Below are 25848 nucleotides of genomic sequence, written 5' to 3' on the forward strand. Positions count from 1 at the left end.
GTCATCCCTTCGATGCGGTCGGGTGGACCCGGAGCACGTGCACGGGGTGCGTGAACACGTCGAGCCGGACGAAGTTGGAGGTCGACCAGGTGTAGACGTCGCCGGTGAGGAGGTCCTCGACGTCGAACACGGCGTCCTGGGCGAGGCCGAAGCGGGTCGGGTCGAGGTAGACCTGCGTCTCCCGCGCCGAGTGCGGGTCGACGTTGGCGACCACGAGCACCGTGTCCGCCTCGCCGGTGCCCGTGTGCTCGGCCGCGAGGTGCTTGGAGTACACGAGGATCGAGTCGTCGTCGCTCCAGTGGACGTCGAGGTTCCGCAGCTGGCGGAGCGCGGGGTGCTCGCGGCGGATCTCGTTGAGGCGCGTGATCTCCGCCGCGATGGAGCCGCCGAGCTCCTCCTGCCGCGCCCAGTCGCGGGGCTTGAACTCGTACTTCTCGTTGTCGATGTTCTCCTCGGCGCCGGGGCGCGCGACGTTCTCGATCAGCTCGTAGCCGGAGTAGATGCCCCACGACGGCGACGAGGTCAGCCGCGATGGCCGCGCGGATGCGGTACGCGGCACGCCCGAACTGCAGGTACGGCGTGAGGATGTCGTGCGTGTTCGCGAAGAAGTTCGGACGCAGGTAGTCGCTCGTCTCGTCGGCTGACCTCGGTGAGGTACTCCTCGAGCTCCTTCTTCGTGTTGCGCCAGGTGAAGTACGTGTACGACTGCTGGAAGCCGATCTTGGCCAGGGTGCGCATCATCGCGGGCCGCGTGAACGCCTCGCTGAGGAAGATCGACGTCGGGCTTCGTCGCGCATCGCCTGGTGGATGAGGCGCTCCCAGAACACCAGCGGCTTGGTGTGCGGGTTGTCGACGCGGAAGATCCTCACGCCGAGACCGAGCCAGACCCGCATGACGCGCAGCATCTCCCGGTACGACCCCTCCGGGTCGTTGTCGAAGTTCAGAGGGTAGATGTCCTGGTATTCTTCGGCGGGTTCTCCGCGAACGCGATCGAGCCGTCCGGCAGCGTCGTGAAGAGCTCCGGGTGCGTGGTGACCCACGGGTGGTCGGGGGAGGCCTGCAGCGCGATGTCGATCGCGAGCTCCATGCCGTCGCGCCGCGACCGCGTCGACGAACGCGCGGAAGTCGTCCGCCGTGCCGAGGTCGGGGTGGATGCTGTCGTGCCCGCCGTCCTCGGAGCCGATGCCGAGGGCGAGCCCGGGTCGTGCGGTCCCGCGGTGAGGGTGTTGTTCGGGCCCTTGCGGTTCGTGCGGCCGATGGGGTGCACCGGCGGGATGTAGACCACGTCGAAGCCCATGTCGCGGATCGCGGGCAGGCGGTCGGCCGCGGTCCGGAAGGTGCCGCTCGTCCAGGAGCCGTCCGCGTGCTGGACGGCGCCCTCGGAGCGGGGGAAGAACTCGTACCAGGACCCGACGGCGGCGCGCTCGCGCTCCACCACGATCGTGCGCGCGGGGAGAGGGTGACGAGGCTGCGGACCGGCACGCGGTCGACGGCGGCGTGGACCTCGGGCGAGGTGGCGGCGGCGAGGCGCTCCTCGGCCGTGCGTCCGGTGTCGGCGAGGCCGGCGAGCGCATCGCGGAGGACGCCCTGGTCGTCGGGGGTGCGGGCGTCGTCCGCGGCGGCGCGCTCGAGGAGCTCAGCGCCGAGGGCGAGCATGACGTCGACGTCGAGGCCCGCGGGGACCTTGATCTCGGCGTTGTGCAGCCAGGTGCCGTAGTCGTCCGACCAGGCGCTCACGCGCCACGTCGCAGACCCCCTGGGTCTCCAGCTGCGCCCGGGTGGTCCACCGGTCGAGGCCGGGCTTCGCGGCGTCGAGGGACATGCGGTGCGAGGTGGTCCGCCCGGCGGGGTCGGTGAGCTCGACGTCGGCGCCGATGAGGTCGTGGCCCTCGCGGAAGATCGTCGCGCCGAAGGGGACGACGTCGTGCACGAAGGACTTGGCGGGCCAGAGGTCGTCCTCGATCTGCGGGGTGAGCGACAGGATCGGGATGCGGCCGATCACGGGGACGTAGTCGTCGTCCGCCGGCTCGGATGCCGCGGGCTCGGGGGCCGTCGGCTCGGGTGCGGCCGCCGCGGCGGCCGGCTCGGAGCGCGGCGCGGCGTCGGCCGCGGGCGTCGCCGGCCTCGCGTCGACCTCGGCGTCCGGGGCGGCGTGACGGGGAGCGGGGGAGGCCGCCGGCACGGCCGCGGCCTCGGGTGCGGCGGGCTGCGCGATCGGCGCCTCCGGCTCGACCGCCTCGACCTGCTCGACCGGCGCGCGCACGGGCTCCGGCTCGACCGGCTCGGGCAGGGGCGCGGGCGCTGCCTGCGCGGGCGCCCTCGGGGATCAGCGGGGGCCTCGGGGCCGCCGGCTTCTGGGCGTCCTGGAGCTTCTGGGCCTTGGCGAGCTTGCGGGCTGCACGGCCGCGCACCGGGCGGGAGAGGGGATCGGTTCCGTCCTGGGGTGTGGTCACTGTTCGACCGTAGCCCGTGCGCCGTCCCGCCGTCGCTCGGCGCGGCGGTGTCGGACGCCGTCCGGATGCCCGACACGCGGACGTCACCGCCTGTCCGCCGGAGCGCACCCGCGCTCGGGCACCCTGGTGCGGTCCCTCCCGCGCCCCTAGGCTCGGGTCCCATCCGCGCGCATCCGCCCGCCGCCGCCGGTCCGGGGAGTCCGTGAAGGCCATCCGCAGATTCACCGTCCGTGCCGTCCTCCCGGAGGAGCTGTCCGCGCTGGACGAGCTCGCCGGGAACCTCCGGTGGTCCTGGTACGAGCCCACCCGCCGCGTGTTCGCGCACGTGAGCCCGGAGCTGTGGGAGGGCACCGGGACACGACCCGGTGGCGCTCCTCGGCGCGGTCGACCAGGGGCGGCTGCGCGAGCTCGCCGCCGACGACGCCTTCGTGGCCTGGGCGGAGGAGCAGCGCGCCGACCTCCGCGCCTACGTGCGGGAGCCCCGCTGGTACCAGCTCCCTCGACGACGACGTGCCCGAGGCCGTCGGCTACTTCTCGCCCGAGTTCGGCATCGCCGCGGCCCTGCCGCAGTACTCCGGCGGCCTCGGGATCCTCGCCGGCGACCACCTGAAGAGCGCCTCCGACCTCGGCGTCCCGCTCGTCGGCGTCGGCCTCTTCTACCGCTCCGGGTGCTTCCGGCAGGGCATCTCGTCCGACGGCTGGCAGCAGGAGACCTACCCGGTGTTCGACCCGGACGGCCTGCCGCTGCAGGTGCTGCGCGACGGCGAGGGGGCGCCCGTGCAGGTCTCCCTGGGGCTCCCCGGCGACCGCACGCTGCACGCGCGCATCTGGGTGGCCCGCGTCGGCCGGATCCCGCTGCTGCTGCTCGACACCGACGTGCCCGACAACGACGACGAGCTCCGCCGCGTCACCGACCGCCTCTACGGCGGCGGCGGTGAGCACCGCCTGCACCAGGAGCTCCTCCTCGGCATCGGCGGGGTGCGCGCCATCGCCGCCCACTCCCGCGTCACCGGGTCGCCCGTGCCGCGCGTCTTCCACACCAACGAGGGGCACGCCGGGTTCCTCGGCGTCGAGCGCATCTCCACGCTCATGGCCGAGGGCCTCGGGTTCGACGAGGCCCTGCAGGTGGTGCGCGCCGGCACGGTCTTCACGACGCACACGCCCGTGCCCGCCGGCATCGACCGCTTCGACGTCCAGCTCGTCCGCGCGCACGTCACGGACGCGCTGCTGCCCGGGGTGCCCGCCGACCGCGTCCTCGCGCTCGGGGCCGAGACCCACGACGGCGGCAGCCGGGACGTGTTCAACATGGCGCTCATGGGCCTGCGGCTCGCCCAGCGGGCCAACGGCGTCTCGCAGCTGCACGGCGAGGTCAGCCGCGGCATGTTCTCGGGGCTCTGGCCGGGCTTCGACACCGAGGAGGTGCCGATCACGAGCGTCACCAACGGCGTTCACGCGCCGACCTGGACGGATCCGATGCTCATGTCGCTCGCCCGCGAGCGGCTCGGCACGTGGGACACCACGGCGGCCGACTGGTCGTCGTCCGCCGTCGCCGACGGCGAGCTGTGGGACGTGCGCGGCCGCATGCGCCGCCAGCTCGTCGCCGACGCGCGCCGCCGGGTCACCCGCGCCTGGCGCGAGCAGAACCCGGGCGCGGTCGAGCCCGCGTGGCTCGAGGACGTGCTGGACCCCGAGGTGCTCACCATCGGGTTCGCGCGCCGCGTGCCCACCTACAAGCGCCTCACGCTCATGCTCCACGACCGGGAGCGCCTCCGCCGCATCCTCACCGACCCGGACCGGCCCGTGCAGATCGTCGTGGCGGGCAAGTCGCACCCGGCCGACGACGAGGGCAAGCGCCTCATCCAGGAGCTCGTGCGGTTCGCCGCGGAGCCCGGCATCCGCGGGCGGCTGGTGTTCCTCCCCGACTACGACATCGGCATGGCGCAGCTGCTCTACCCCGGCACCGACGTCTGGCTCAACAACCCGCTGCGCCCGCTCGAGGCGTGCGGCACCTCCGGGATGAAGGCCGCGCTCAACGGCGCGCTCAACCTGTCCATCCTCGACGGCTGGTGGAACGAGTACTCCGACGGCCGCAACGGCTGGGCGATCCCGTCGGCCGACCGCGCGCACGACGGCGCCGAGCGAGACGCCATGGAGGCGACCGCGCTCTACGACCTCATCGAGAACCGCATCGCGCCGCGCTTCTACGAGCGCGACGCCGACGGGGTGCCCGCCGGCTGCGGTGCAGGACATCCGGCACACGCTCGCGACGCTGTCGCCCGAGCTCAGCGCCGACCGCATGGTGCGCCAGTACGTCGAGCGGCTGTACGTGCCCGCGGGTCGCGCGCAGCGGATCGTCGCGGCGGACGACCACGCCCGGGCCCGCGAGCTCGCGGCCTGGCGGGGCCGCGTGGCGTCCGCCTGGCCGTCGGTGCAGGTCGCCCACGTCGAGTCCGAGGGCGTGGGGCCGCAGGCGCAGGTGGGCGACGAGCTCCGGGTGCGCGCCTGGGTGGACCTCGGCGGGCTCGGCGGCGACGACGTGACCGTGGAGGTCGTGCACGGGGCGACCGGAGACGGCGACGTGCTCACCGATGCCGTCCGGCACCCGCTCGAGGCCGTCGGGAGCGGGGACGGCCAGCAGGAGTACGCCGGTGCCGTGCCGCTCACGAGCGCGGGGCCCTTCGGCTACACGGTCCGGGTCGTCCCGCGCCACGAGCTGCTGGCCTCGAGCGCCGAGCCCGGGCTGGTGGCGGTCGCGGGCTGACCCGTCAGGCGGGGGTCGCCTGGAGCTTCGCCGCGAGCACCTCGGCGAAGCGAGCGTACCCCGGTCGTTCGGGTGGTTGTCGGGGCCCATCCAGCCGTAGGGGTCGGAGGCGCCCTCGCCGACCATGCGCGGGATGTAGGCGCCGATCTCGAACACGTCCGCGAGCGGATCCGTCGACGCGGCGTCGCGGAGCGCCCCGATGTCCAGTCGGCCCACGTCGTGCCCGCGACGGGCAGCGTCGTGCGCTCGTACGGCGGCGTGAACAGGATGGGCGCCTCGCTCGTCGTGCGGATCAGCTCGATGAGCACCCGGGCGTCCGAGCGCACCTGCTCGGGGGTGCGGACCACCACGTCGTTGATGAGGTGCTCCGGCATCCACAGGTCGAGCTCGAAGCGCGGCGCCGAGCGGATCCACGTGCTCACCCCGTCCGGGCGGGCGAGCTCCGAGAGCTGCCAGAGCTGAGAGCCGGAGTTGCCGCCCTCGATGACGTGCACGCCGCGCTCCTCGTCGCCGTCGAAGAGCCAGGCGCCCTCGAGCTCGGGCCGTCCGCCCGCCCAGGCGACCGTGAGCGTGTGCTCGGCCGGGTCCAGCTGCGGGCTCGTCCACGTGAGGGAGCCGCCCGCCTCGGCGCGGACCGCCTCGGGCGCCCCGTCGTCGACCTGGACGGTGATCGCGGCATCGAGCCCGGGCGCCCACCAGCAGATCCGCGCCGACGTCATGCGCGCCGTGTAGGTGCCGGGACCCGAGGCCTCCGTCAGCGGAACGACGCGCCGGCCCCAGCCGTGCCGGCCTCCCGCCGTGGGCGTGCCCGGAGAACCGGAACCCCTGGTCGGCGGGGACGGTGATCTGGTGCCGGGACGCGATGTAGTCGAGCCCGCCGCGTGCGCCCGACGGGTACGCGCCCCGCAGCCGGTCCCGCAGCTGGGCGGGGTACGCGTGCTGGAGGGTCGACGCGCCCTGTCCCTCGGCGATGCTGTCGCCGAGCACGCCGATGCGTCAGGCGCCGTTCGCGGATGCTCTCCCGGAGCGCGTAGAAGCCCGCGAGCGCGTCGTCGGGCGCGTAGGTCATGGGCTCCACGGGCGGGCCGCCCGACTCCGTCACGGCGGGCGCGGGCGGGTCGTCGGGGTCCGCGGACGGCGCGGGTTCCGGATCGGCGGTGGGATCGGCGGGGCGCGGCGTCGTGGTGCAGCCGGCGATCGCCGCCACGGCGGAGAGGGCCGCGACCCCGCCCGCCGCGACGAGCGCGCGCCGGGACAGCCGGCGGCGCGCAGCGGGAGGGCCGTCCTCGGGGGAGCGGTCGGCGTGCGGGGCGGGGGTCTCGTCGGTCACGTGCGGCGTCCTCGGTCTCGGGCGCGGCGGAGCGCGGGGGATCGTGCGGGCCCGTCCAGCAGAGCACACGACCGCCCGGCGACGCGAACCCGCCGCGGCCCCCGTCCGGGAGCGGCGTCCCGTCCGCAGGCGCCGGACCCTCCACGCGGGCGGACCAGGTGGCGGCCCCGCGGGCGGACGAGCGGACGGAACCGCGGGCGGCCGGCGGGCGGTCAGCGGGCGCGGTAGACGCGCAATGAGGGCCCCTGCACCGCGACCCGGTCGCCCGGGGCGTCGTCCTCCGTCACCGGCTCGGGGCGCTCCCACTCGCTCGTCCACAGCAGGTGCCACGCGGCGACGCCGGGCTGCGCGGGGAGCGTGACGTCGACGGCCCCCTCGAGACCGTGCACGACGACGAGGACGGTGCTCGGCTCCTCCGTCTCGGGCGTGGAGGTCGTGATCCACTGCAGGGTCCGCGTGTCGGCGGAGGCCCACGCCCCCTCCGTCATCGGCCGGCCCTGGGCGTCACGCCACGAGAGCACCGACGCGCTCGGCACCGCGGCCTCGGGCGAGGCGTAGCGCACCGGGCGCAGCGCCGGGTTCTCCCGACGGATGCGCAGCAGGTGCCGGGTGGTGGCGTGCAGGTCGAGGCGCCAGGCGTCCTCGTCCCAGTGCACCCACGTCGCCTCGTTGTCGAGGCAGTAGCCGTTGTTGTTGCCGCGCTGCGTGCGGCCGCGCTCGTCGCCCATCGTGAGCATCGGGATGCCCGCGGACACCAGCAGGGTGCCGAGCAGGTTGCGCGACGTGCGGCGCCGCCCGGCGAGGACCGCCGCGTCGCGCGTCGGTCCCTCCACCCCGTGGTTCCAGGAGCGGTTCGCGTCCGTCCCGTCGCGGTTCGACTCGCCGTTGCCGCTGTTGTGCTTGCGGTCGTACGACGTCAGGTCCGCCAGCGTGAAGCCGTCGTGCGCCGTGACGAACGAGACGGACGCCAGCGGTCCGCGCTCGGCCGCGAACGTCTCCGACGACCCCGCCAGGCACGACGCCAGCGCCCCGACGCCCTGGGGCGCGCGTCCCGAGCGGCGGGCCTCGGCGACGTCGGCGAGCCAGAAGTCGCGCACGCGGTCGCGGTAGCCGTCGTTCCACTCGCTCCAGCCGGATCCGAACCCGCCCGTCCGCCAGCCGCCCATGCCCACGTCCCACGGCTCGGCGATCATCAGGAGGCCCGCGAGCGCCTCGTCCTCGACGATGGCGCGGAGGAGCGGGTGCCCGGGTCGAAGTCCACGTGCTCGTCGCGCCCCAGAGTGACGGCGAGGTCGAAGCGGAAGCCGTCGACGCCCATGACGTCGGACCAGTGCTCGAGGCTGTCGAGCACGAGCCGCTGCGCGTCGGGCCGGGAGAGGTCGAGCGTGTTGCCGCAGCCGGTCACGTCGATGGGCGTCCCGTCCGGGGTGTGCCGGTAGTAGCGCGACCCGTCGATGCCCCGGAGGCTCGTGACCGGGCCGTCGGCGCCCTCCTCGGCGGTGTGGTTGTACACCACGTCGAGCACGACCTGGATGCCGGCGGCGTGCAGGGCGTCGACCATGGCCCGGAACTCGTCCGCGACCGCGTCGGCCCCCGCCTCGCGGGCGCGGCGGGTGGCGTAGGGCGCATGCGGCGCCAGGTAGGCGAGCGTGTTGTAGCCCCAGTGGTTGATGCGCCCCTGGGCGCGCAGACGCTCCTCGCTCGTGGAGGCGTGCACCGGCAGGAGCTCGACCGTCGTGATCCCGAGGTCGACCAGGCGCGCCACCGACTCCGCGTGGCCGAGCCCCGCGTAGGTGCCGCGCAGCTCCTCGGGCAGGCGCTCGTCGAGCTTGCTGAACCCCCGCACGTGCATCTCGTAGACGACCTGGCGGTCCCGCGGCACGACCGGCCGGGCGGCGCGGCGGGCGGCGCGCTCCGCGTCGGGCACGGGGCGCGTGACGACGGAGCGCCACGCGGCCGGGCCGACCTGCACGAGGCCGCGGGCATAGGGGTCGAGCAGGTGCCGGGTCGGGTCGAACGCGTCGCCGGGGGAGGGATCGCCGTCGACCCGCACCGAGTACGCGGTGCCGGGCACGAGGAGCTCGCTGGACCCCGTCCACACGCCGTGCTCGCCGCGCTCCATCGGGACCACCTGCGCCACGCGCCGGGGGTCGTCGACCGCCGAGACGGTGAGCTCGACGCTCGAGGCGCCGTGGCTCACGAGGCGCAGCGTGCCGCCCGTGTCGGCGGGGGTCAGCCCCAGGGGCTCGGGCGGTCCGGGGCGCGGCATGCGACCTAGGGTAGATGGCATGACGGTCTACCTGGACCACGCGGCCACGACCCCCCTGCGGCCGGAGGCGATCGCGGCGCTCGCCGGGGCGCTCACGCTGGTCGGCAACCCGTCCTCCATCCACTCGCACGGCCAGGAGGCCCGTCGCGTGCTCGAGGAGGCCCGCGAGTCCATCGCCCGCGCCCTCGACGCGGAGCCCGTGGAGGTCGTCCTCACCTCGGGCGGCACCGAGTCGGTGAACCTCGGGATCAAGGGCCTGCACGCCGCGCGCACGGCCGCCGACCCCGTCGGACGCGCATCCTCGTGCCCGACGGCGAGCACCACGCCACCGTGGACACCGTCGAGTGGCTCGAGCGCCAGGGGGCCGTCGTCGAGCGGCTGCCGCTGGACGCCCTCGGCCGCATCGACGTCGCCGCCGTCGCGACCGCGCTCGCCGCGGATCCCGGCTCCGTCTCGCTCCTCACCTTCCTCGCCGCCAGCAACGAGGTCGGCACGATCCAGCCGGTGGAGGAGCTCGCGGCGCTCGCCGCGGCCCACGGCGTGCCCGTGCACGTCGACGCGGTCGCGGCCCTCGGTCACATGCCGGTCCCGTTCCGGCGGTGGCGCGACGCCGGCGTCCACGCCGTGAGCGTCTCGGCGCACAAGGTCGGCGGGCCGGTGGGCAGCGGCGCCCTCGTCCTCGCCCGCGACGCGCGGGTCGACCCGCTCATCCACGGCGGCGGGCAGCAGCGGCAGGTGCGCTCGGGCACGCAGGACGCCGCGTCCGCCGTGGCCTTCGCCGTGGCCGTGACCCTCGCCGTCGCCGAGCTCGACGCCGAGCGCGTCCGCCTCGCCGCCCTCCGCGACCGGCTCGTCCGCACGGTGCTGCGCGACGTCCCCGGCGCGGTCCTCCGCGGCGACCCGGACCCGGCGGGCCGGCTCCCCGGCAACGCGCACCTCACCTTCGCCGGGTGCCAGGGCGACTCGCTCCTCCTGCTCCTCGACATGGCCGGCGTGTCCGTCTCGACCGGCTCCGCCTGCCAGGCCGGCGTCCCCGAGGTATCGCACGTGCTCCTCGGCATGGGCGTGCCCGAGGACGAGGCGCGCGGCGCCCTCCGCATGACGCTCGGCCGGACGACCACCGACGCCGACGTGGACGCGGTCCTCGCCGCCCTCCCGGACGCGGTCGCGCGTGCCTCCCGGGCGGGGCTCGCGGGACGTGCGGCGCGTAGGCTCCGAGGGTGAAGATCCTCGCAGCGATGAGTGGCGGAGTCGACTCCGCCGTGGCCGCCGCCCGGGCCGTGGAGGCCGGGCACGACGTGACGGGCGTGCACCTGGCCCTCAGCCGGATGCCCGGCACGCTCCGCACCGGATCCCGCGGCTGCTGCACCATCGAGGACTCGATGGACGCGCGGCGGACGGCGGACCTCCTCGGCATCCCCTTCTACGTGTGGGACTTCTCGGAGCGGTTCGCGGCCGACGTCGTCGACGACTTCGTGGCCGAGTACCGGGCGGGGCGCACCCCAACCCGTGCATGCGCTGCAACGAGCGGATCAAGTTCGCGGCGCTACTCGAGAAGGCCCTCGACCTCGGCTTCGACGCCGTCTGCACGGGCCACTACGCGGACGTGCTCGAGGGACCGGACGGGCGGCCCGAGCTGCACCGCGCCGCCGCCTGGGCGAAGGACCAGTCGTACGTGCTCGGCGTGCTCACTGCGGAGCAGATCGCGCACTCCTACTTCCCCCTCGGATCCACGCCCTCCAAGGCCGAGGTGCGCGCGGAGGCCGCGGCCCGCGGCATCCAGGTGGCGCAGAAGCCCGACAGCCACGACATCTGCTTCATCCCCGACGGCGACACGCGCGGCTGGCTCGCCGACCGCGTGGGCGCCGAGCCCGGCGACATCCTCGACGGCGCGGGCGACGTGATCGGCGCGCACGCGGGCGCCGCCGCGTTCACGGTGGGCCAGCGCAAGGGCCTCGCGATCGGCACCCCCGCGGCGGACGGGAGGCCGCGCTTCGTGCTGGAGATCCGGCCGAAGGACAACACGGTGGTCGTCGGCCCGCAGGAGGCGCTCGCGATCCGGGAGATCGCCGGGAGCTCCTTCACGTGGGCCGGCACGCCGCCGACGCGGCCCGACCAGGCCTTCGACTGCGACGTGCAGATCCGCGCCCACGCCGACCCGGTCCCCGCCCGTGCCCGGGTGTCGGGGGTCGACGGCACGCTGGAGCTCGTGATCACCCCCCGCGAGCACCTCCACGGCGTCGCCCCCGGGCAGACCGCCGTCGTCTACGCCGGCACGCGCGTGCTCGGCCAGGTCACCATCGACCGCACCGTGAGCGCCGTCGCGGACGCGCGGCCGCCGATGCGCGCCGCCGACGCCCTCGTCGGCGCGGCAGCAGGGGAGTAGCCGCGACATGAGCGACGCCACCACCGCCTCCGACGCCGTGCCCGCCACCACCCCCGACGACCTCCGGGCCGCGTCCGACCGGGTCGACGCGCTCCGCGCCGAGATCGAGCGCCACCGCGACGAGTACTACGGCCGGACGGGCAGCGTCGTCTCCGACGGCGACTACGACGCGCTCGTCCACGAGCTGGAGGCGCTGGAGGAAGCCCATCCCGAGCTCCGCAGCCAGGACAGCCCCACCCAGACCGTGGGCGGCCGCGCGGAGACGACGCTCTTCGCGCCCGTCACGCACGCCGAGCGCATGCTGAGCCTCGACAACGTCTTCAGCGAGGAGGAGCTCGGCGAGTGGGCCGCCAAGGTCGTGCGCGACGCCGGCAGCGGCCGCGTCCGCTGGCTGAGCGAGCTGAAGATCGACGGCCTGGCCATCAACCTGCGCTACGAGGACGGCGTGCTCGTCACGGCCGCGACGCGCGGCGACGGCGTCGTGGGCGAGGACGTCACGCGGAACGTGCTCACCATGGGCACCGTCCCGGAGCGCCTCACCGGCACCGGGCACCCGCCGCTCGTGGAGGTCCGGGGCGAGATCTTCTTCCCCGTCGCGGAGTTCGACGAGCTGAACGCCCGCCAGCTGGAGGTGGGCGAGCGCGTCTTCGCCAACCCGCGCAACGCCGCCGCGGGGAGCCTCCGGCAGAAGGAGGACGGGAAGAGCCCCGCCCGCCTCGAGCTCATGCACGCGCGCATCCGCCGCCTCCGCATGCTCGTGCACGGCATCGGCGCGTGGCCCGTCCGGGAGCTCGAGGCCGACGCGGGGGTGTCCGCGCAGTCCGAGGTCTACGGCCTCCTCGCCGGGTGGGGGCTGCCCATCTCGACCCACTTCCGCGTGTTCGACGACATCGCGGACGTCACGGCCTTCGTCCGCCGCCACGGCGCGAACCGCGCCGAGGTCGAGCACCAGATCGACGGCATCGTCATCAAGGTCGACGACCTGGGGCTGCACGAGGAGCTGGGGGCCACGAGCCGAGCCCCCGCTGGGCGACCGCGTACAAGTACCCGCCCGAGGAGGTCACCACGACGCTCCTCGACATCGTCGTGAGCGTGGGCCGCACGGGTCGCGCCACGCCGTTCGCCGTCATGGAGAAGGTCGAGGTGGCCGGCTCCGAGGTGCGCCAGGCCACGCTGCACAACCAGCAGGTTGTGAAGGCCAAGGGCGTGCTCATCGGCGACACGGTCGTGCTCCGGAAGGCCGGCGACGTCATCCCCGAGGTGCTCGGCCCGGTCGTCGAGCTGCGCACGGGTCAGGAGCGCGAGTTCGTCATGCCGACTCTCTGCCCGGAGTGCCGCACGCCGCTGAGGCCCGCCAAGGAGGGCGACATCGACCTCCGGTGCCCGAACGCGCGCAGCTGCCCGGCGCAGGTGCGGGGCCGCGTCGAGCACGTCGCCTCGCGCGGCGGGCTCGACATCGAGGGCCTCGGCGAGGTCGCCGCGGCCGCGCTCACGCAGCCGCTCGAGCCCGAGGTGCCGCCGCTGGAGACCGAGGCGGGCCTCTTCGAGCTCACCATGGACGACCTCGTGCCCATCACGGTGGTCGTCCGCGACGCCGAGACCGGCATGGTGAAGGTCGACGAGCGCACGGGGGAGGCCAAGCGCGTCACGCCGTTCCGCCGCAAGCGGGTCCCGAAGCGCGACGGCGCGTTCGACCCGGCCGAGCCGTGGGGCGACGAGGCGTCCGTCCCGTCGAAGTCCGCCGAGGTGCTGCTGGAGAACCTCGAGAAGGCCAAGTCGCAGGATCTGTGGCGCATCCTCGTGGCCCTCAGCATCCGCCACGTGGGGCCGGTGGCCGCGCGGCCTCGCCGGCTGGTTCGGCTCGCTCGACGCCATCCGGGCCGCGAGCCGCGAGGAGCTGGCCGCCGTCGACGGCGTGGGCGGCATCATCGCCGACGCCCTCATCGACTGGTTCGAGGTCGACTGGCACCGGGAGATCGTGGAGCGGTGGGAGCGCGCGGGCGTCGTCACCGCCGTCCCCGGCCACCTGGGTCCGGGCGCCGCGGCCGCCGCGGGCGGGGTGCTGGCGGGGCTGACGGTGGTGGCCACCGGCTCCCTCGAGGGCTACACCCGCGAGGGCGCGCTCGAGGCGATCATGGCGGCGGGCGGCAAGGCGGGCTCCAGCGTCAGCAAGAAGACGCACTACGTGGCGGCCGGTCCCGGCGCGGGCTCGAAGCTGGGCAGGGCCGAGGCCCTGCGGCATGCGCATCATCGACGCGGCGGAGTTCCGCCTCCTCGTGGAGCAGGGTCCCGACGCCATCGCGCTGCCCGAGGAGGAGCCGCAGCCGGACGCGGAGTCGTCGGCGGCCGCACCCGCCGCGGACGACGCGGCCGGCGACGCGCCGGACGACACGGCGGAGGGCGGCGTGTCCGCGTCCTGACCGGCCCTGTGCTCTCGGGCGCGGCGCCGATAGCATGACCGGGTGCGTCGGCGCGCGGCCCGCCGAGTCCCCGGTGCGAGCCCTCCCGCTCCGGCTCTCGGGGGGATCTGGAATCGTGCCGTCTCGCGTCCGCGTGGTGCTGACCGTCTCGGCCATCGTCTGCGGACTGGTCGGGGCCGTCGTCGCGCCTGCGGACGGCGCCCGGGCGGCGACGCGTCCGCCCGCGGTGCTCGCGGGTCCCGACGCCGGTTATCCCGCGGCGGGAGCGCGCCTGCCCGGCCCCGCGAGCGTCGTGCAGCGGCTCCGCGACGCGGACGTCTCCGACGCCGCCCTCCGCGACGCGTCCCCGGTGGCGATCCTCGGCGGGCTGCCCGCGCTCGACGTGCCCGAGCTCCAGAGGCTGTCGTCCCGCATCCCGACGACGATCCGCGAGCTCATCCGCCGCCCGCCCGCGGCGTCGGGCGTCGCGGGGTGGTGGTCGGGCCTCGCCCCCTCCGCGCGTCGTGCCCTCACGGAGGGCGTGCCGGAGCTCGTCGGCAACCTCGAGGGCCTGCCCGTCGTCGACCGCGACGCCGCCAACCGCCGACTCCTCGACGAGCGGGAGGCCGCCCTGCGCGCCGCCGCCGGACCACGTCGGGTCGCGGCGCGCAGCAGCTCCTCGGGCGGGACCTCCGCATGCTGGCCGAGGTGCGCGACGCGCTCCAGGTCTCTCCGGGAGGACCCGAGCGCTCCCTGCTGACGCTCGACACCGCGTGGCCGGGACGCGCCGGCATCGTGCTGGGCGACCTCGACACGGCGGCCTACGTCAGCATCGTCGTGCCCGGCATGTACTACTCCGTCGCCGACCGCCTCGTCGACTGGACGGACGTGGCGGCGCGCCTGCAGCAGCAGCAGGCGGCGCTCCTCGGACGCGTCCCCGGCGAGGGGGGACCGGGAGGGGCCGCCGCGATCGCGTGGATCGGCTACCGCACGCCCGACCTCACGGGCATCGGCACGCTCGCGCTCGCGGAGGAGGGCGCGCAGTACCTGGAGGGCGCCATCCAGGGCATCCAGGGGATCCGGTCGGACGACCCGCCCTATGTGAGCGTCATCGCGCACTCCTACGGGTCGACGGCGTCGATGCTCGCGCTCTCGAGCGGCCGCGCGGCCGTCGACGCGCTGGCCATGGTCGGGTCGCCCGGCGGCGCGGTGCGCCAGGCCGCGCAGCTCGACGTGCCCGCCGGTCGCGTGTTCGTGGGCGAGGCGCCCTGGGACCCGGTCGTCGGCTCGTCGTACTTCGGCTCGGATCCGGGCAGCGCGTCGTTCGGGGCGGAGCACTTCGGCGTCGCCGGCACGGGATCGTCCCGCCGGCGTGTCCGCCGACGGCGCGCTCGCGGGCGTCGTCGGGCACAACAGCTACTTCGACCGCGGCACGGAGTCGTTCCGGAACCTCGCGCTCATCGGGCTCGGCCGCACGGTGGCCGAGGACGCGATGACGGACGCGAGCGGCCGGTAGCGGCCCCGCAGCCGGCCTGCCGGCTCAGCCGCGGCTGCGCTCGGCGTACTCCAGCCGCACGTCGTCGGGTCCGGATGCCACGAGGTGGCCGTCCTCGACCGCGAGGGCGGACACCCCGGCGAGGTCGCGGAGGTAGCGCGCCTCGAGGCCCCCGTCGCCGCAGGGGAGCTCGCCGGGCACGACGTCCCGCAGCATGCCGGGCCCCGGGTCGCCGATCGGGCCGGAGTAGTCGTTGCAGGGGCCGCGGCCGCTCACCTGCCCGCCGCCGACGCGCATCGTCACGAGCGCGTCGGCCACGCCCAGGTCGCCGTCGGCGTCGCTGCCGGCCACGAGGTGCCAGTTGCCGCGCACGTCGCTCACGGGCGCGCAGCCGGACAGGGCGGCGAGGGCCAGGGCCCCGGCGGCCGCCACCCGGAGGCCGAGGCGGCGCCCGGATCGGCGTCGGGTGGGCTTCCGGGCTGCGGTGGGCATGGGGGCCACGCTGATCGAATCTCCCGGTACCCCCGCTCACAGTCCTTTGGAGACGCATGTCCGACACCCGGCCCGAGCCCGCCGACGCGACCGGCGGGGAGACGACCCCCGCCCGCGGCGCCGACGGCGCGCAGACCCCCACGGAGCAGATCAGCCGGGAGCAGGTGGAGCACCTCGCGGGCCTCGCGCGGATCCGCCTGAGCCCCGAGGAGATCGCGACCCTCACCGAGGAGCTGGGCCTCATCGTGGACTCGGTCGCGAAGGTCACGGCGGTCGCGACGCCCGACGTCCCCGCCACGAGCCACCCGATCCCGCTGGTCAACGTCTACCGGCCCGACGTGCCGGGCGAGACCCTGACCACCGCCCAGGCGCTCGCGGGCGCCCCCGAGCACGACGGCAGCCGCTTCAAGGTGTCGGCCATCCTCGGCGAAGAGCAGTAGGAGCACCATGACCGACGACCTCACGCGCCTCAGCGCCTCCGCCCTCGCCGACCGGCTCGCCACGGGCGACGTGTCGAGCGTGGACGCCGTGCGCGCGCACCTCGACCGCATCGACCACGTGGACGGCGACGTCCGCGCGTTCCTCCACGTCTCCGGGGAGGCGGCGCTCGGGCGCGCCGCCGAGATCGACGCCCAGCGCGCCGACGGCGCCCCGCTCGGCCCCCTCGCGGGCGTCCCCATCGCCATCAAGGACGTCCTCTGCACCGTCGACATGCCGTCCACCGCCGGCTCGCGCATGCTGGAGGGCTGGACCCCGCCCTACGACGCCACCGTCGTGCGGCGCCTCCGCGCCGCGGGCCTCGTGCCGCTGGGGAAGACCAACATGGACGAGTTCGCCATGGGCTCCTCCACCGAGCACTCCGGCATTCGGGCCCACCCACAACCCGTGGGACCTCGACCGCATCCCCGGCGGCTCGGGCGGCGGATCCGCGGCCGCGGTCGCCGCGTTCGAGGCGCCCGTCGCGCTCGGCTCCGACACGGGCGGCTCCATCCGGCAGCCCGCCGCCGTGACCGGCTCCGTCGGCGTCAAGCCCACCTACGGCGGCGTCAGCCGCTACGGCGCCATCGCGCTCGCGTCGAGCCTCGACCAGGTCGGCCCCGTCTCCCGCACGGTGCTCGACTCCGCGCTCGTGCACGACGTCATCGGCGGGCACGACCCCCGCGACTCCACGTCCCTCACCGACGCCTGGCCCTCCTTCGCCGAGGCGGCGCGCGCCGGCCAGCGGGACGGGTCCGTCAAGGGCCTCCGCATCGGCGTCGTGAAGCAGCTGGACGGCGAGGGCTTCCAGGCCGGCGTCACGCAGCGCTTCCGCGAGGCGCTCGCGCTCCTCGAGCAGGCGGGCGCCGAGATCGTCGAGGTCTCCGCCCCGAACTTCGAGCACGCCATCGCCGCGTACTACCTGATCCTCCCCGCCGAGGCCTCCAGCAACCTGGCCAAGTACGACTCCGTGCGCTTCGGCCTCCGCGTGAACCCGCCCGGAGGCGGCACGGTCGAGGACGTCATGGCCGCCACCCGCGAGGCCGGCTTCGGCCCCGAGGTCAAGCGGCGCATCATCCTCGGCACGTACGCGCTGAGCGCCGGCTACTACGACGCCTACTACGGCAGTGCGCAGAAGGTCCGCACGCTCATCCAGCGCGACTTCGACGCCGCGTTCCAGCAGGTCGACGTGCTCGTCACGCCGTCCGCGCCGACCACGGCGTTCAAGCTGGGGGAGAAGCTCGACGACCCGCTGGCGATGTACCTCAACGACCTCACGACGATCCCCGCGAACCTCGCGGGCGTCCCCGGCATCGGCCTCCCCATCGGGCTCGCGCCCGAGGACGGGCTGCCCGTCGGGATCCAGTTCATGGCGCCCGCCCGCGAGGACGCGCGCCTCTACACGGTCGGCGCCGCGCTCGAGCAGATCCTCGAGCGGCAGTGGGGCGGGCCGCTGCTCGCCCAGGCACCCGAGCTCGCGCGCGCCGCGACCCGCACCACGGACGGAGACACGCACTGATGGCCAAGGCCGAGCTGATGGACTACGACAAGGCCATCGAGATGTTCGAGCCCGTGCTCGGGTTCGAGGTGCACGTGGAGCTGAACACGCGCACGAAGATGTTCTCCGACGCGCCGAACTTCTTCGGCGGGGAGCCCAACACCAACATCACGCCGGTGGACCTCGGGCTGCCGGGCTCGCTGCCCGTGGTCAACGAGCAGGCCGTGCGCTACTCGATCAGCCTGGGGCTCGCGCTCGGCTGCGCGATCGCCCCGAGCTCGCGCTTCGCCCGGAAGAACTACTTCTACCCCGACCTCGCGAAGAACTACCAGATCAGCCAGTTCGACGAGCCCATCGCGTTCCGCGGGCAGGTCGACGTGGAGATGCCCGACGGGCGCATCGTCACCGTGCCCATCGAGCGCGCGCACATGGAGGAGGACGCCGGCAAGCTCACGCACGTGGGCGGCGCGACGGGCCGCATCCAGGGCGCCGACCACTCGCTGGTCGACTACAACCGCGCCGGCGTGCCGCTCGTGGAGATCGTCACCGACATCATCTACGGCGCCGAGGCCGAGGCGCCCGAGCTCGCCAAGGCGTACGTCTCGACCATCCGCGACATCGTCGTGGCCCTCGGCATCTCCGACGCCAAGATGGAGCGCGGCAACCTCCGCTGCGACGCCAACATCTCGCTGAGCCCGCGCGGCTCCGGGAAGCTCGGCACCCGCACGGAGACCAAGAACGTCAACTCGCTGCGGTCGGTGGAGCGGGCCATCCGCTACGAGATCCAGCGGCAGGCGGCCATCCTCGCCGCGGGCGGCACCATCACGCAGGAGACCCGGCACTGGCACGAGGACACCGGGCGCACGTCCGCTGGCCGCCCCAAGAGCGACGCCGACGACTACCGCTACTTCCCGGAGCCCGACCTGCTGCCCGTCCAGCCGAGCCCCGAGCTGATCGAGGAGCTGCGCGCCGCGCTGCCCGAGGCGCCCGCGATCCGCCGCCGCCGCCTCAAGGGCGAGTGGGGCTTCACCGACCTCGAGTTCCAGGACGTCGTGAACTCGGGCCTCCTCACCGAGCTCGTGGGCACGGTCGAGGCGGGCGCCGCGCCCCAGGCCGCGCGCAAGTTGTGGACGGGCGAGATCGCCCGCATCGCCAACGCGCGGGGGGTCGACGCCGCCACGCTCATCACGCCCGAGCAGGTCGCGTCGGTGATCGAGCTGGTCGAGGCCGGGACGCTCACGAACCGGCTCGCCCGCGACGTCGTCGAGGGCGTCATCGACGGCGAGGGCACGGCGCAGGAGGTCGTGGACGCCCGCGGTCTCGCGGTCGTCTCCGACGACGGCCCGCTGATCGCGGCGATCGACGCGGCGCTCCAGGCGCAGCCCGACGTGCTCGCGAAGATCCGCGACGGCAAGGTGCAGGCCGCCGGCGCCGTCATCGGCGCCGTGATGAAGGCCATGCGCGGCCAGGCGGACGCAGCCCGCGTGCGCGAGCTCGTGCTGGAGCGCGCGCAGGCCTCGTGACCGCCACCCTCGTCGCCCGCGGCCTCTCCGGGGGCCACGGGCACCGGACGCTGTTCTCCGGGCTCGACCTGACGGTCGCGCCCGGGGACGTCGTCGGGCTCGTCGGTGCCAACGGCGCCGGCAAGAGCACCCTCCTGCGGCTCCTCGCGGGCGTCGACGCGCCGCAGGACGGCCGCGTGCTGCTGTCGCCCGCCGACGCCTTCATCGGCTGGCTCCCGCAGGAACACGAGCGGATCCCGGGCGAGACCGTCGCGGGGTACGTCGCGCGCCGCACGGGCTGCGCCGAGGCGACCGCCGAGCTCGACCGCACCGCCGTCGCGCTCGGCGAGGGCCTGCCCGGCGCCGACGACGCGTACGGCTCGGCGCTCGACCGCTGGATGGCGAGCGGCGCGGCCGACCTCGACGAGCGCCTGCCCGTGAGCCTCGCGGAGCTGGGGCTCGACCTCGACCCGGCCCTCCCCACCGCGGGGCTCTCGGGCGGGCAGGCGGCCCGGGTCGCCCTCGCCGCGCTCCTCCTCAGCCGCTTCGACGTCGTGCTGCTCGACGAGCCCACCAACGACCTCGACCTCGACGGGCTCGCGCGCCTCGAGTCCTTCGTGCGCGGCCTCCGGGGCGGCGTCGTGCTCGTGTCCCACGACCGCGAGTTCCTCGCCCGATGCGTCGCCACGGTCGTCGAGCTCGACCTCGCGCAGGACAGCGTGCGCGTCTACGACGGCGGCTACGACGCGTTCCTCGAGGAGCGCCAGGTCGCCCGCCGCCACGCGCGGGAGGCGTACGAGCAGTTCGCGGACACGAAGGCCGACCTCGTCGCCCGCGCCCGCACGCAGCGGGAGTGGTCGTCGCAGGGCGTCCGGAACGCGATGCGGAAGGCGCCCGACAACGACAAGATCCGTCGGAAGGCGTCCGCCGAGTCGAGCGAGAAGCAGGGCCAGAAGGTCCGCCAGATGGAGAGCCGCATCGCGCGCCTCGAGGAGGTCGAGGAGCCCCGCAAGGAGTGGGAGCTCGCCTTCACCATCGGACGGGCCCCCCGCTCGAGCGCGGTCGTCGCGACACTCCGCGACGCGGCGGTGACCCGCGGCGGCTTCACGCTCGGACCCGTGTCGCTGCAGGTCGACGGCGGCGACCGGATCGGCATCACCGGGCCGAACGGGGCCGGCAAGTCCACGCTCCTCGGCCTCCTCCTCGGCCGCATCGCCCCGGACGCCGGCGAGGCGTCGCCGGGCCGGAGCGTCCAGGTGGGGGAGATCGACCAGGCCCGCGCGTCGCTCCGCGGCGAACTGCCGCTCGCGGACTCCTTCGCCGAGCAGGTGCCCGACATGTCCCCCGCGGAGGTGCGCACGCTCCTCGCCAAGTTCGGCCTCCGCGCCGACCACGTCACGCGCCCGGTCGACGGCCTCTCCCCGGGCGAGCGGACCCGAGCGGGGCTCGCCCTGCTGCAGGCCCGCGGGGTCAACCTGCTGGTCCTCGACGAGCCGACCAACCACCTCGACCTGCCGGCCATCGAGCAGCTCGAGCAGGCGCTCGAGTCCTACGACGGCACGCTGCTGCTCGTGACCCACGATCGGCGGATGCTCGACGCGGTGCGACTCGACCGCCACTGGCACGTGGAGGCCGGCGTCGTCACCGAGTCCTGAGCGCTACCGCACCTGCCGTCACGCGCGGACCCGCATCGTCGCCGGGCGGCACCGTCCGCGGTCTGCGCGTCGCGCGCCGCGCCCGGACCCGCTCCTACTGGTAGGTGACGAGGTCGGGCACGGGGGAGACGTCGCGCATCGTCTGCTCGGGCGTCAGCATGGGCGTGTCCTCGTCGATGAAGTTCTTCCAGCCCCACGCGAGGCCGGCGGGGGCGTCGGCGTGCAGCGCCCGCCACGTGGCCTGCTTGTCGGGCTGTCCACCCTGTCCGTCGGCGTGCACGAGCATCGCGAGCTCGGGATGGGACAGGTCGAGGGTCGAGCGGTCCTGGATCATCGCAAGCCGGAACTGGTGCAGGACCAGCATCTTCTGCGGCAGGCCCCGGTCGCGCACGAGGCCGGCGAGCCAGTCGGCGGTCGCGTCCACCTCGGCCGCGGACACGCTGCCGATCTGCGCCAGCGGCACCTGGTCGGGCCCCAGGCGCCGCTCCGGGTCGAGCGCGAGGCCCACGCCGGGCTGCGCGAGCACGGACTCGTAGCGCTTCGCCTGCGTGAGGAAGTCGGTGCGGCCGGGCTGGAGGTCGATGACGACGTAGACCCCGGCTTCGCGGGCCGCGTCGATCCAGGGCTGGAGCGTCTCGACGGGCACCTCCGACGAGTAGTCGCCGTCATCCCCGGCGGCGCCCGCGGCGACCGTGGCGATGAGCTCGAACATGGGGATGACGGGCTCGTCGGAGAAGGGCTCGGTACTCGGCCGCCTGCGCCTTCGCGCGGGCCACCGCATCGGCGGGACCCTGCTCGCCGAGGACGCCCAGCGCGCCGGTGCCGGCGGCGCCGTAGAGGGCGACGTAGCGCTTGCCGGGGAGTACGAGCTGGCCGCCGCCGGGCAGCTCGTCGCCGGTGGAGGCGCTGCGGATCCGTCCCTCGAGCGCAGCGTCGTCGGCGTAGGCGGCGCCGACGGCGATGGTGCTCGTGGCACCGGCGTCGTGCAGGGCGGTCACCGCGTCGGCGGAGCCCCGGGGGTCCGGGGCGGCCTCGGGGAGGACGGTCACGCCGACGCCCGCGGCCCGCGCCGTGGCCACCGCGGCGAGGGAGGCGGCGGGGCGTCGGTGGCCAGCGCGTGCACCCCGGTGAGGGCGGCGGCGGGCGCGGTGGGCGGCAGGGCGGCGCCGTCGGATCCCGTCGGTGAGGTGGCCGGGGCGGCCGCCGGGGTCGACGCGTCCGCGTCGGGAGCCGGGAGGGCGGCGACCCGCGCGACCGCGGCCGCCGGGTCGGCGTCGGCGTCGGCGTCCGCGTCGGCATCCGCGACCGCCGCTCCCGTGAGGCGCGCGACGTCGTCCGCGTGGTCGGCGCGCACCACGGTCGTCGACCCGGGGAGCGCGTCGGCGTCGTCCTCCGGCAGGTCGCCGACCGCGAGCACCCCGGAGGATCCGAGCCGCTCGATCTCCGGCGCGGCTCCCGCGCCCTGGACGATCAGCGGGGCTCCGAGCGCGACGGCGGCCTCGGCGCCGAGCTCCTGCGCGGCGGCGTCGTCCACGGGCACGAGCACGGCCACGGGCGCGGAGCGGAACAGGCTCCCGCTCATCGCGACGGACGCGGCGGAGCCGTCGGCGTCGCCGACGACCGTCAGCGGCGCGTCGGGGCTCCGGGTGACGGGCCGGAGCACCTCGGGGGCGGTGTCCTGGGCGGTGCACGCGCCGAGTCCGGCGACGAGGCCGGCGGCGGCGAGGAGCGCGAGGGAGGTGCGGAGCGGACGGGGGAGGCGGGTCGGGGACGGCACCCGGCCACGCTACGCGACGGCCGTGCGGCGGCGTCCGCGGTGCCGCGGGATGTCGCGCCCGCGGCCGATCCGCCCGGCGACGCGTCCGCGTCCTCCCGGGGACGGCCCGGTACCGTGGACGGGTGATCGCCCTCCTGCCGCCGACCATCCTGCCGACGACCGCCGTCGCGGGCCTCCACCCCGCCGCCGCGGGGAAGGACCCCCTGGAGGGCCTCGACGGGCTCGTGGGCACCGCCGCGCGCGTCATCGAGGCGCTCGGCGAGGTCGGCGTCGGCTCCATGACGTTCATCGAGACGGTGTTCCCGCCCATCCCCAGCGAGGTGGTGCTGCCGCTCGCGGGCTTCGTCGCCGCGACCGGCCGCATGAACCTGGTCCTCGTGATCGTGGCCAGCACGCTCGGCGCCTACCTCGGCGCCCTCCTCCTGTACTGGCTCGGGCGGAAGGCCGGCGAGGAGCGCACGATCCGCGTGCTCGCCCGGCTGCCGCTCGTCGAGCGCCACGACTTCGAGGTCGCGGCCGCGTGGTTCCGCCGGCACGGCCGCTCGGCCGTGTTCTTCGGCCGGCTGGTGCCGGGCGTCCGCAGCCTCATCTCGCTGCCGGCCGGTGCCGCCGGCATGCACCTCGGCACCTTCAGCTTCTACACGATCGCCGGCAGCGGGCTCTGGAACGGGGCGCTCATCGGCCTCGGCGCCGCGCTCGGCAGCCAGTACGAGCTCATCGACCAGTACGCGCAGTACCTCGACTACGCGGTGTACGCGGTGCTGGGGATCCTCCTGCTCCTGCTCGTCGGGCGCGCCGTCCGCCGTCACGGGCAGCGACGCCGCGCGGCGCGCTGACCCGATCCCCATCCCGCTCCCACGGGTCTCCCCAGGTGGGCGGAATACGGTGGCGCCGGCCGACGCGGTCGGCGAGACGCGCCGATCCGGCCCCGGCGAGAGGCATGACGATGGGATTCCTGGACAGGCTCCTGGGCCGCGACGAGCAGTCCGACGACCGACGCACGCGGGCCGGGAACGCGGGCGCTCCCGAGCGCAGCCCCGACGAGGTGGCCGTCGAGCGCTACCGCTACCTGCTCCGCACCGCGCCGCCCGAGCGCATCGAGGAGGTGCACGTCGAGGCCTTCCAGAAGCTCAGCCCCGAGCAGCGCGAGATCCTCTTCCGCCAGCTCAGCGCCGACGCGGCCGAGGGTGACGCCCCCGTCGACGACCGCCCGGAGTCCCTCGCCCGGTCGGCCACGCGCTCCGAGATGCGCGCCCCGGGACCCTGGAGCGGACGCTCGGACCGCGCGGCGGCCTGGCGGGCGCGGGTGGCGGCATGGGCATGGGCGGCATGATCGCCGGATCCATGCTCGGCACCATCGCGGGCGTGGTGGTCGGATCGGCGATCGCCCAGGCCCTCATCCCCGACGGCGTCGGACAGGACCAGGCCGGCGCGGATGCGGCCGGCGGCGACGCGGGGGCCGGCGACGCGGGGGCCGACGATGCCGGTGCGGGTGACGCGGGCAGCGACCCCGGCAGCGGGGACTTCGGCAGCGGCGACTTCGGCAGCGGCGACTTCGGCAGCGGCGACTTCGGCGGCGCGGACCTCGGCGGCGGCTTCGGCGGCGGCGACTTCCTCTAGCCGCCCGCCACGATCCCCTCGCGCACCTTCCGCCGCAGGACCTTGCCGGAGCAGGGGACGACGATCGGCAGCTCGTCGAGCACCGCGATCCGGCGCGGCACCTTGTAGGCCGTCAGGCGGTCGCGAAGCTCGGCGCGCGCGGCCCCCTCGTCGAGGGTCGCGCCGTCCTCGAGCACGACCGCGGCGACGACCTCCTCGTCGCCGCCCTCGCCGGGGGATGCCCACCACGGCGGCGTCGCGGACGCCGATCCAGCTCGCGCACCGCGTCCTCCACCTCCGACGGCGAGACGTTGAAGCCGGCCGTGATGATCAGCTCCTTGATGCGGTCGGCGATGCGGACGAAGCCGTCCGCGTCGATCGTCACCACGTCCCCGGTGCGGAACCAGCCGCCCTCCAGCAGCACGGCGGCGGTCTCCTCCGGTCGGCCGTGGTACCGCGGAACACCTGGGGCCCGCGCACGAGGAGCTCGCCGGGCTCGCCCGCGGGCCGGTCCAGCGACGGGTCCTCGGGATCCACGACGCGCACCTCGGTGTTGGGCAGGGGGAGCCCGACCGTGCCGGCGCGCCGCGTGTCGCCCACGGGGTTGGCCATGAGGACGGGCGAGCACTGGGACAGTCCGTAGCCCTCGACGAGCCAGCCGCCCGTCTGCTCCTCCCACGGCACCACGACGGACTCCGGGAGCGCCATGGCCCCGGAGATGGAGATGGAGATCCCGGCCAGGGACACGCCGTCCGCCGCGGCCGCCTCCCGGAGGCGCGCGTAGATGGGCGGCACGGCGGGCAGGAACGTCGGCGGGTGGCGGCGGATCGCCTGCAGGACGAGGTCCGGCTCGAAGCGGGGGAAGAGCACCAGGCGGGACCCCATGCTCATCGCGAACGTGAGGCACAGCGTCAGGCCGTAGGCGTGGAACATCGGCAGCACGGCGTAGACGACGCTCGTGCCGCGGGGGATCGTGGGCACCCACGCCCGCGACTGGGCCGCGTTGGCGCTCAGGTTGAGGTGCGTGAGCTCGGCGCCCTTCGGCGCTCCCGTCGTGCCGCTCGTGTACTGGATCACCGCCAGGTCCTCCGCCGACGGACGCGGGTGGTCGGCGGCGAGCGGCTCCGACGCCGTGATGCGCTCCCAGCGCGTGGTCCCGGTGACCTCCGCCGCGATTGCCGCGCGCGCGGCGCGGGCCCTCGGCACCGGCAGCCGGAGCAGCAGGCGCGTGCGGAACGGCATGGCGCGCGTGACGTCGACGGACACGATGCGCTCGGGGCGCACGGCGTCGGGCAGGGCCTGGATGGTGGCCACCGACCTGTCCCACGCGATCACGGTGCGGGCGCCGTGGTCCTCGAACTGGTGCTGGAGCTCGCGCGGCGTGTAGAGCGGGTTGTGCTCCACGACGACCGCCCCGAGGCGCAGGACCGCGTAGAAGGCCACCACGTGCTGCGGGCAGTTCGGGAGGACGATCGCCACCGGGTCGCCGGCGCGCACGCCCAGGTCGTGCAGGCCCCGGGCCGCGCGGGCGATGAGCGCTCCGAGCTCCCGGTAGCTCGTCTCCGCCCCGAGGAAGTCGAGGGCGATCCCGTCGGGGAAGCGCAGCGCGGACTGGTCGACGATGTCGACGAGCGATCCCTGCGGGAGGTCGATCTCGTGCGGGACGTCGGGCGCGTAGCTGGCCAGCCAGGGCCGGTCCGTGGGGATGGTCACCCCTCCCACTCTAGGTCGCGGGCGGGTCGCGGCCGGTGACGC

The 25848-nt window shown here is 75.2% G+C and carries 15 protein-coding genes and 9 pseudogenes; 14 read left to right on the top strand and 10 right to left on the bottom strand.

Annotated features, from left to right (window positions below):
* Position 1: 1 nt before the first annotated feature.
* Positions 2-1963: pseudogene (locus ACZ411_RS05090) on the bottom strand (maltotransferase domain-containing protein).
* Between the two features lie 692 nt (positions 1964-2655).
* On the opposite strand from ACZ411_RS05090, the pseudogene glgP reads away from it, so the two are divergent.
* Positions 2656-5214 (top strand): annotated as a pseudogene (gene glgP, locus ACZ411_RS05095) (alpha-glucan family phosphorylase).
* Here glgP and ACZ411_RS05100 read toward each other — a convergent pair.
* The 3 genes and pseudogenes from ACZ411_RS05100 to glgX form a co-directional block, all read right to left on the bottom strand.
* Positions 5136-5933 (bottom strand): hypothetical protein, encoded by a 798-nt coding sequence (locus ACZ411_RS05100; RefSeq protein WP_464168983.1) that lies wholly within the window; start codon positions 5931-5933, stop codon positions 5136-5138. The pseudogene glgP and the gene ACZ411_RS05100 sit on opposite strands and share 79 nt — an antisense overlap.
* 35 nt (positions 5934-5968) lie before the next feature.
* Complete coding sequence (locus tag ACZ411_RS05105) at positions 5969-6544, bottom strand: hypothetical protein (protein ID WP_464168985.1); 576 nt, start codon at positions 6542-6544, stop codon at positions 5969-5971.
* 212 nt (positions 6545-6756) lie between these two features.
* A pseudogene (gene glgX, locus ACZ411_RS05110) lies at positions 6757-8834 on the bottom strand (glycogen debranching protein GlgX).
* Here glgX and ACZ411_RS05115 point away from each other — a divergent pair.
* The 5 genes and pseudogenes from ACZ411_RS05115 to ACZ411_RS05135 all read left to right on the top strand — a co-directional run.
* Positions 8833-10037: pseudogene (locus ACZ411_RS05115) on the top strand (cysteine desulfurase family protein). The pseudogenes glgX and ACZ411_RS05115 overlap by 2 nt on opposite strands.
* Positions 10034-11199 (top strand): annotated as a pseudogene (gene mnmA, locus ACZ411_RS05120) (tRNA 2-thiouridine(34) synthase MnmA). The pseudogenes ACZ411_RS05115 and mnmA overlap by 4 nt, the downstream one beginning before the upstream one ends.
* Positions 11200-11206: 7 nt before the next feature.
* Positions 11207-13619: pseudogene (gene ligA / locus ACZ411_RS05125) on the top strand (NAD-dependent DNA ligase LigA).
* Positions 13620-13734: 115 nt separating this feature from the next.
* Positions 13735-14358: a hypothetical protein gene (locus ACZ411_RS05130; protein WP_464168987.1), complete on the top strand. Its 624-nt coding sequence runs from the start codon at positions 13735-13737 to the stop codon at positions 14356-14358.
* Positions 14295-14828: pseudogene (locus ACZ411_RS05135) on the top strand (alpha/beta hydrolase); the annotation flags it as partial. The gene ACZ411_RS05130 and the pseudogene ACZ411_RS05135, both read left to right, overlap by 64 nt.
* Here the strand turns inward: ACZ411_RS05135 and ACZ411_RS05140 are convergent.
* Positions 14720-14953, bottom strand: coding sequence for a hypothetical protein (locus ACZ411_RS05140; RefSeq protein WP_464168989.1), 234 nt, complete (start codon positions 14951-14953; stop codon positions 14720-14722). The pseudogene ACZ411_RS05135 and the gene ACZ411_RS05140 sit on opposite strands and share 109 nt — an antisense overlap.
* A gap of 17 nt (positions 14954-14970) precedes the next feature.
* Here ACZ411_RS05140 and ACZ411_RS05145 point away from each other — a divergent pair, with 17 nt between their 5' ends.
* Positions 14971-15114, top strand: a complete 144-nt coding sequence (locus ACZ411_RS05145; RefSeq protein WP_262404113.1) for a hypothetical protein — start codon at positions 14971-14973, stop codon at positions 15112-15114.
* Between the two features lie 24 nt (positions 15115-15138).
* Here the strand turns inward: ACZ411_RS05145 and ACZ411_RS05150 are convergent, their stop codons facing one another.
* Positions 15139-15585 carry an META domain-containing protein gene (locus ACZ411_RS05150; RefSeq protein WP_464168992.1) on the bottom strand — a complete coding sequence of 149 codons (447 nt, stop codon included), beginning with the start codon at positions 15583-15585 and terminating at the stop codon, positions 15139-15141.
* Between the two features lie 56 nt (positions 15586-15641).
* Between ACZ411_RS05150 and gatC the strand changes: the two genes are divergently transcribed.
* From gatC to ACZ411_RS05170, 4 genes and pseudogenes are all read left to right on the top strand, one after another.
* Entirely contained in the window at positions 15642-16025 is a 384-nt protein-coding gene (gatC, locus tag ACZ411_RS05155) for an Asp-tRNA(Asn)/Glu-tRNA(Gln) amidotransferase subunit GatC (RefSeq protein ID WP_094115652.1), read from the top strand.
* Positions 16026-16032: 7 nt separating this feature from the next.
* Positions 16033-17581, top strand: a pseudogene (gene gatA / locus ACZ411_RS05160) (Asp-tRNA(Asn)/Glu-tRNA(Gln) amidotransferase subunit GatA).
* Positions 17581-19083 (top strand): Asp-tRNA(Asn)/Glu-tRNA(Gln) amidotransferase subunit GatB, encoded by a 1503-nt coding sequence (gene gatB, locus ACZ411_RS05165; RefSeq protein WP_464168994.1) that lies wholly within the window; start codon positions 17581-17583, stop codon positions 19081-19083. The pseudogene gatA and the gene gatB overlap by 1 nt, the downstream one beginning before the upstream one ends.
* Positions 19080-20717: an ABC-F family ATP-binding cassette domain-containing protein gene (locus ACZ411_RS05170; RefSeq protein WP_464168996.1), complete on the top strand. Its 1638-nt coding sequence runs from the start codon at positions 19080-19082 to the stop codon at positions 20715-20717. Before gatB ends, ACZ411_RS05170 begins: the two co-directional genes overlap by 4 nt.
* Positions 20718-20811: 94 nt before the next feature.
* Here the strand turns inward: ACZ411_RS05170 and ACZ411_RS05175 are convergent, their stop codons facing one another.
* The 3 genes from ACZ411_RS05175 to ACZ411_RS05185 are packed head-to-tail and all read right to left on the bottom strand — an operon-like array spanning position 20812 to position 22494.
* Positions 20812-21429: a hypothetical protein gene (locus ACZ411_RS05175; protein ID WP_464168998.1), complete on the bottom strand. Its 618-nt coding sequence runs from the start codon at positions 21427-21429 to the stop codon at positions 20812-20814.
* Positions 21383-21766 (bottom strand): hypothetical protein, encoded by a 384-nt coding sequence (locus ACZ411_RS05180; protein WP_464169000.1) that lies wholly within the window; start codon positions 21764-21766, stop codon positions 21383-21385. Before ACZ411_RS05180 ends, ACZ411_RS05175 begins: the two co-directional genes overlap by 47 nt.
* Complete coding sequence (locus ACZ411_RS05185) at positions 21763-22494, bottom strand: hypothetical protein (protein ID WP_464169002.1); 732 nt, start codon at positions 22492-22494, stop codon at positions 21763-21765. Before ACZ411_RS05185 ends, ACZ411_RS05180 begins: the two co-directional genes overlap by 4 nt.
* 122 nt (positions 22495-22616) lie before the next feature.
* Here ACZ411_RS05185 and ACZ411_RS05190 point away from each other — a divergent pair, with 122 nt between their 5' ends.
* The 3 genes from ACZ411_RS05190 (at position 22617) to ACZ411_RS05200 (ending at position 24114) form a co-directional block, all read left to right on the top strand.
* Positions 22617-23330 (top strand): DedA family protein, encoded by a 714-nt coding sequence (locus ACZ411_RS05190; RefSeq protein ID WP_464169004.1) that lies wholly within the window; start codon positions 22617-22619, stop codon positions 23328-23330.
* A gap of 110 nt (positions 23331-23440) precedes the next feature.
* Positions 23441-23827 carry a hypothetical protein gene (locus ACZ411_RS05195; protein WP_464169006.1) on the top strand — a complete coding sequence of 129 codons (387 nt, stop codon included), beginning with the start codon at positions 23441-23443 and terminating at the stop codon, positions 23825-23827.
* Positions 23824-24114: a hypothetical protein gene (locus ACZ411_RS05200; RefSeq protein ID WP_464169008.1), complete on the top strand. Its 291-nt coding sequence runs from the start codon at positions 23824-23826 to the stop codon at positions 24112-24114. Before ACZ411_RS05195 ends, ACZ411_RS05200 begins: the two co-directional genes overlap by 4 nt.
* On the opposite strand, the pseudogene ACZ411_RS05205 reads toward ACZ411_RS05200, so the two are convergent.
* Positions 24111-25806: pseudogene (locus ACZ411_RS05205) on the bottom strand (long-chain-fatty-acid--CoA ligase). The gene ACZ411_RS05200 and the pseudogene ACZ411_RS05205 sit on opposite strands and share 4 nt — an antisense overlap.
* Positions 25807-25848 lie beyond the last annotated feature (42 nt).

The sequence above is a fragment of the Clavibacter sp. AC415 genome (assembly GCF_979252985.1).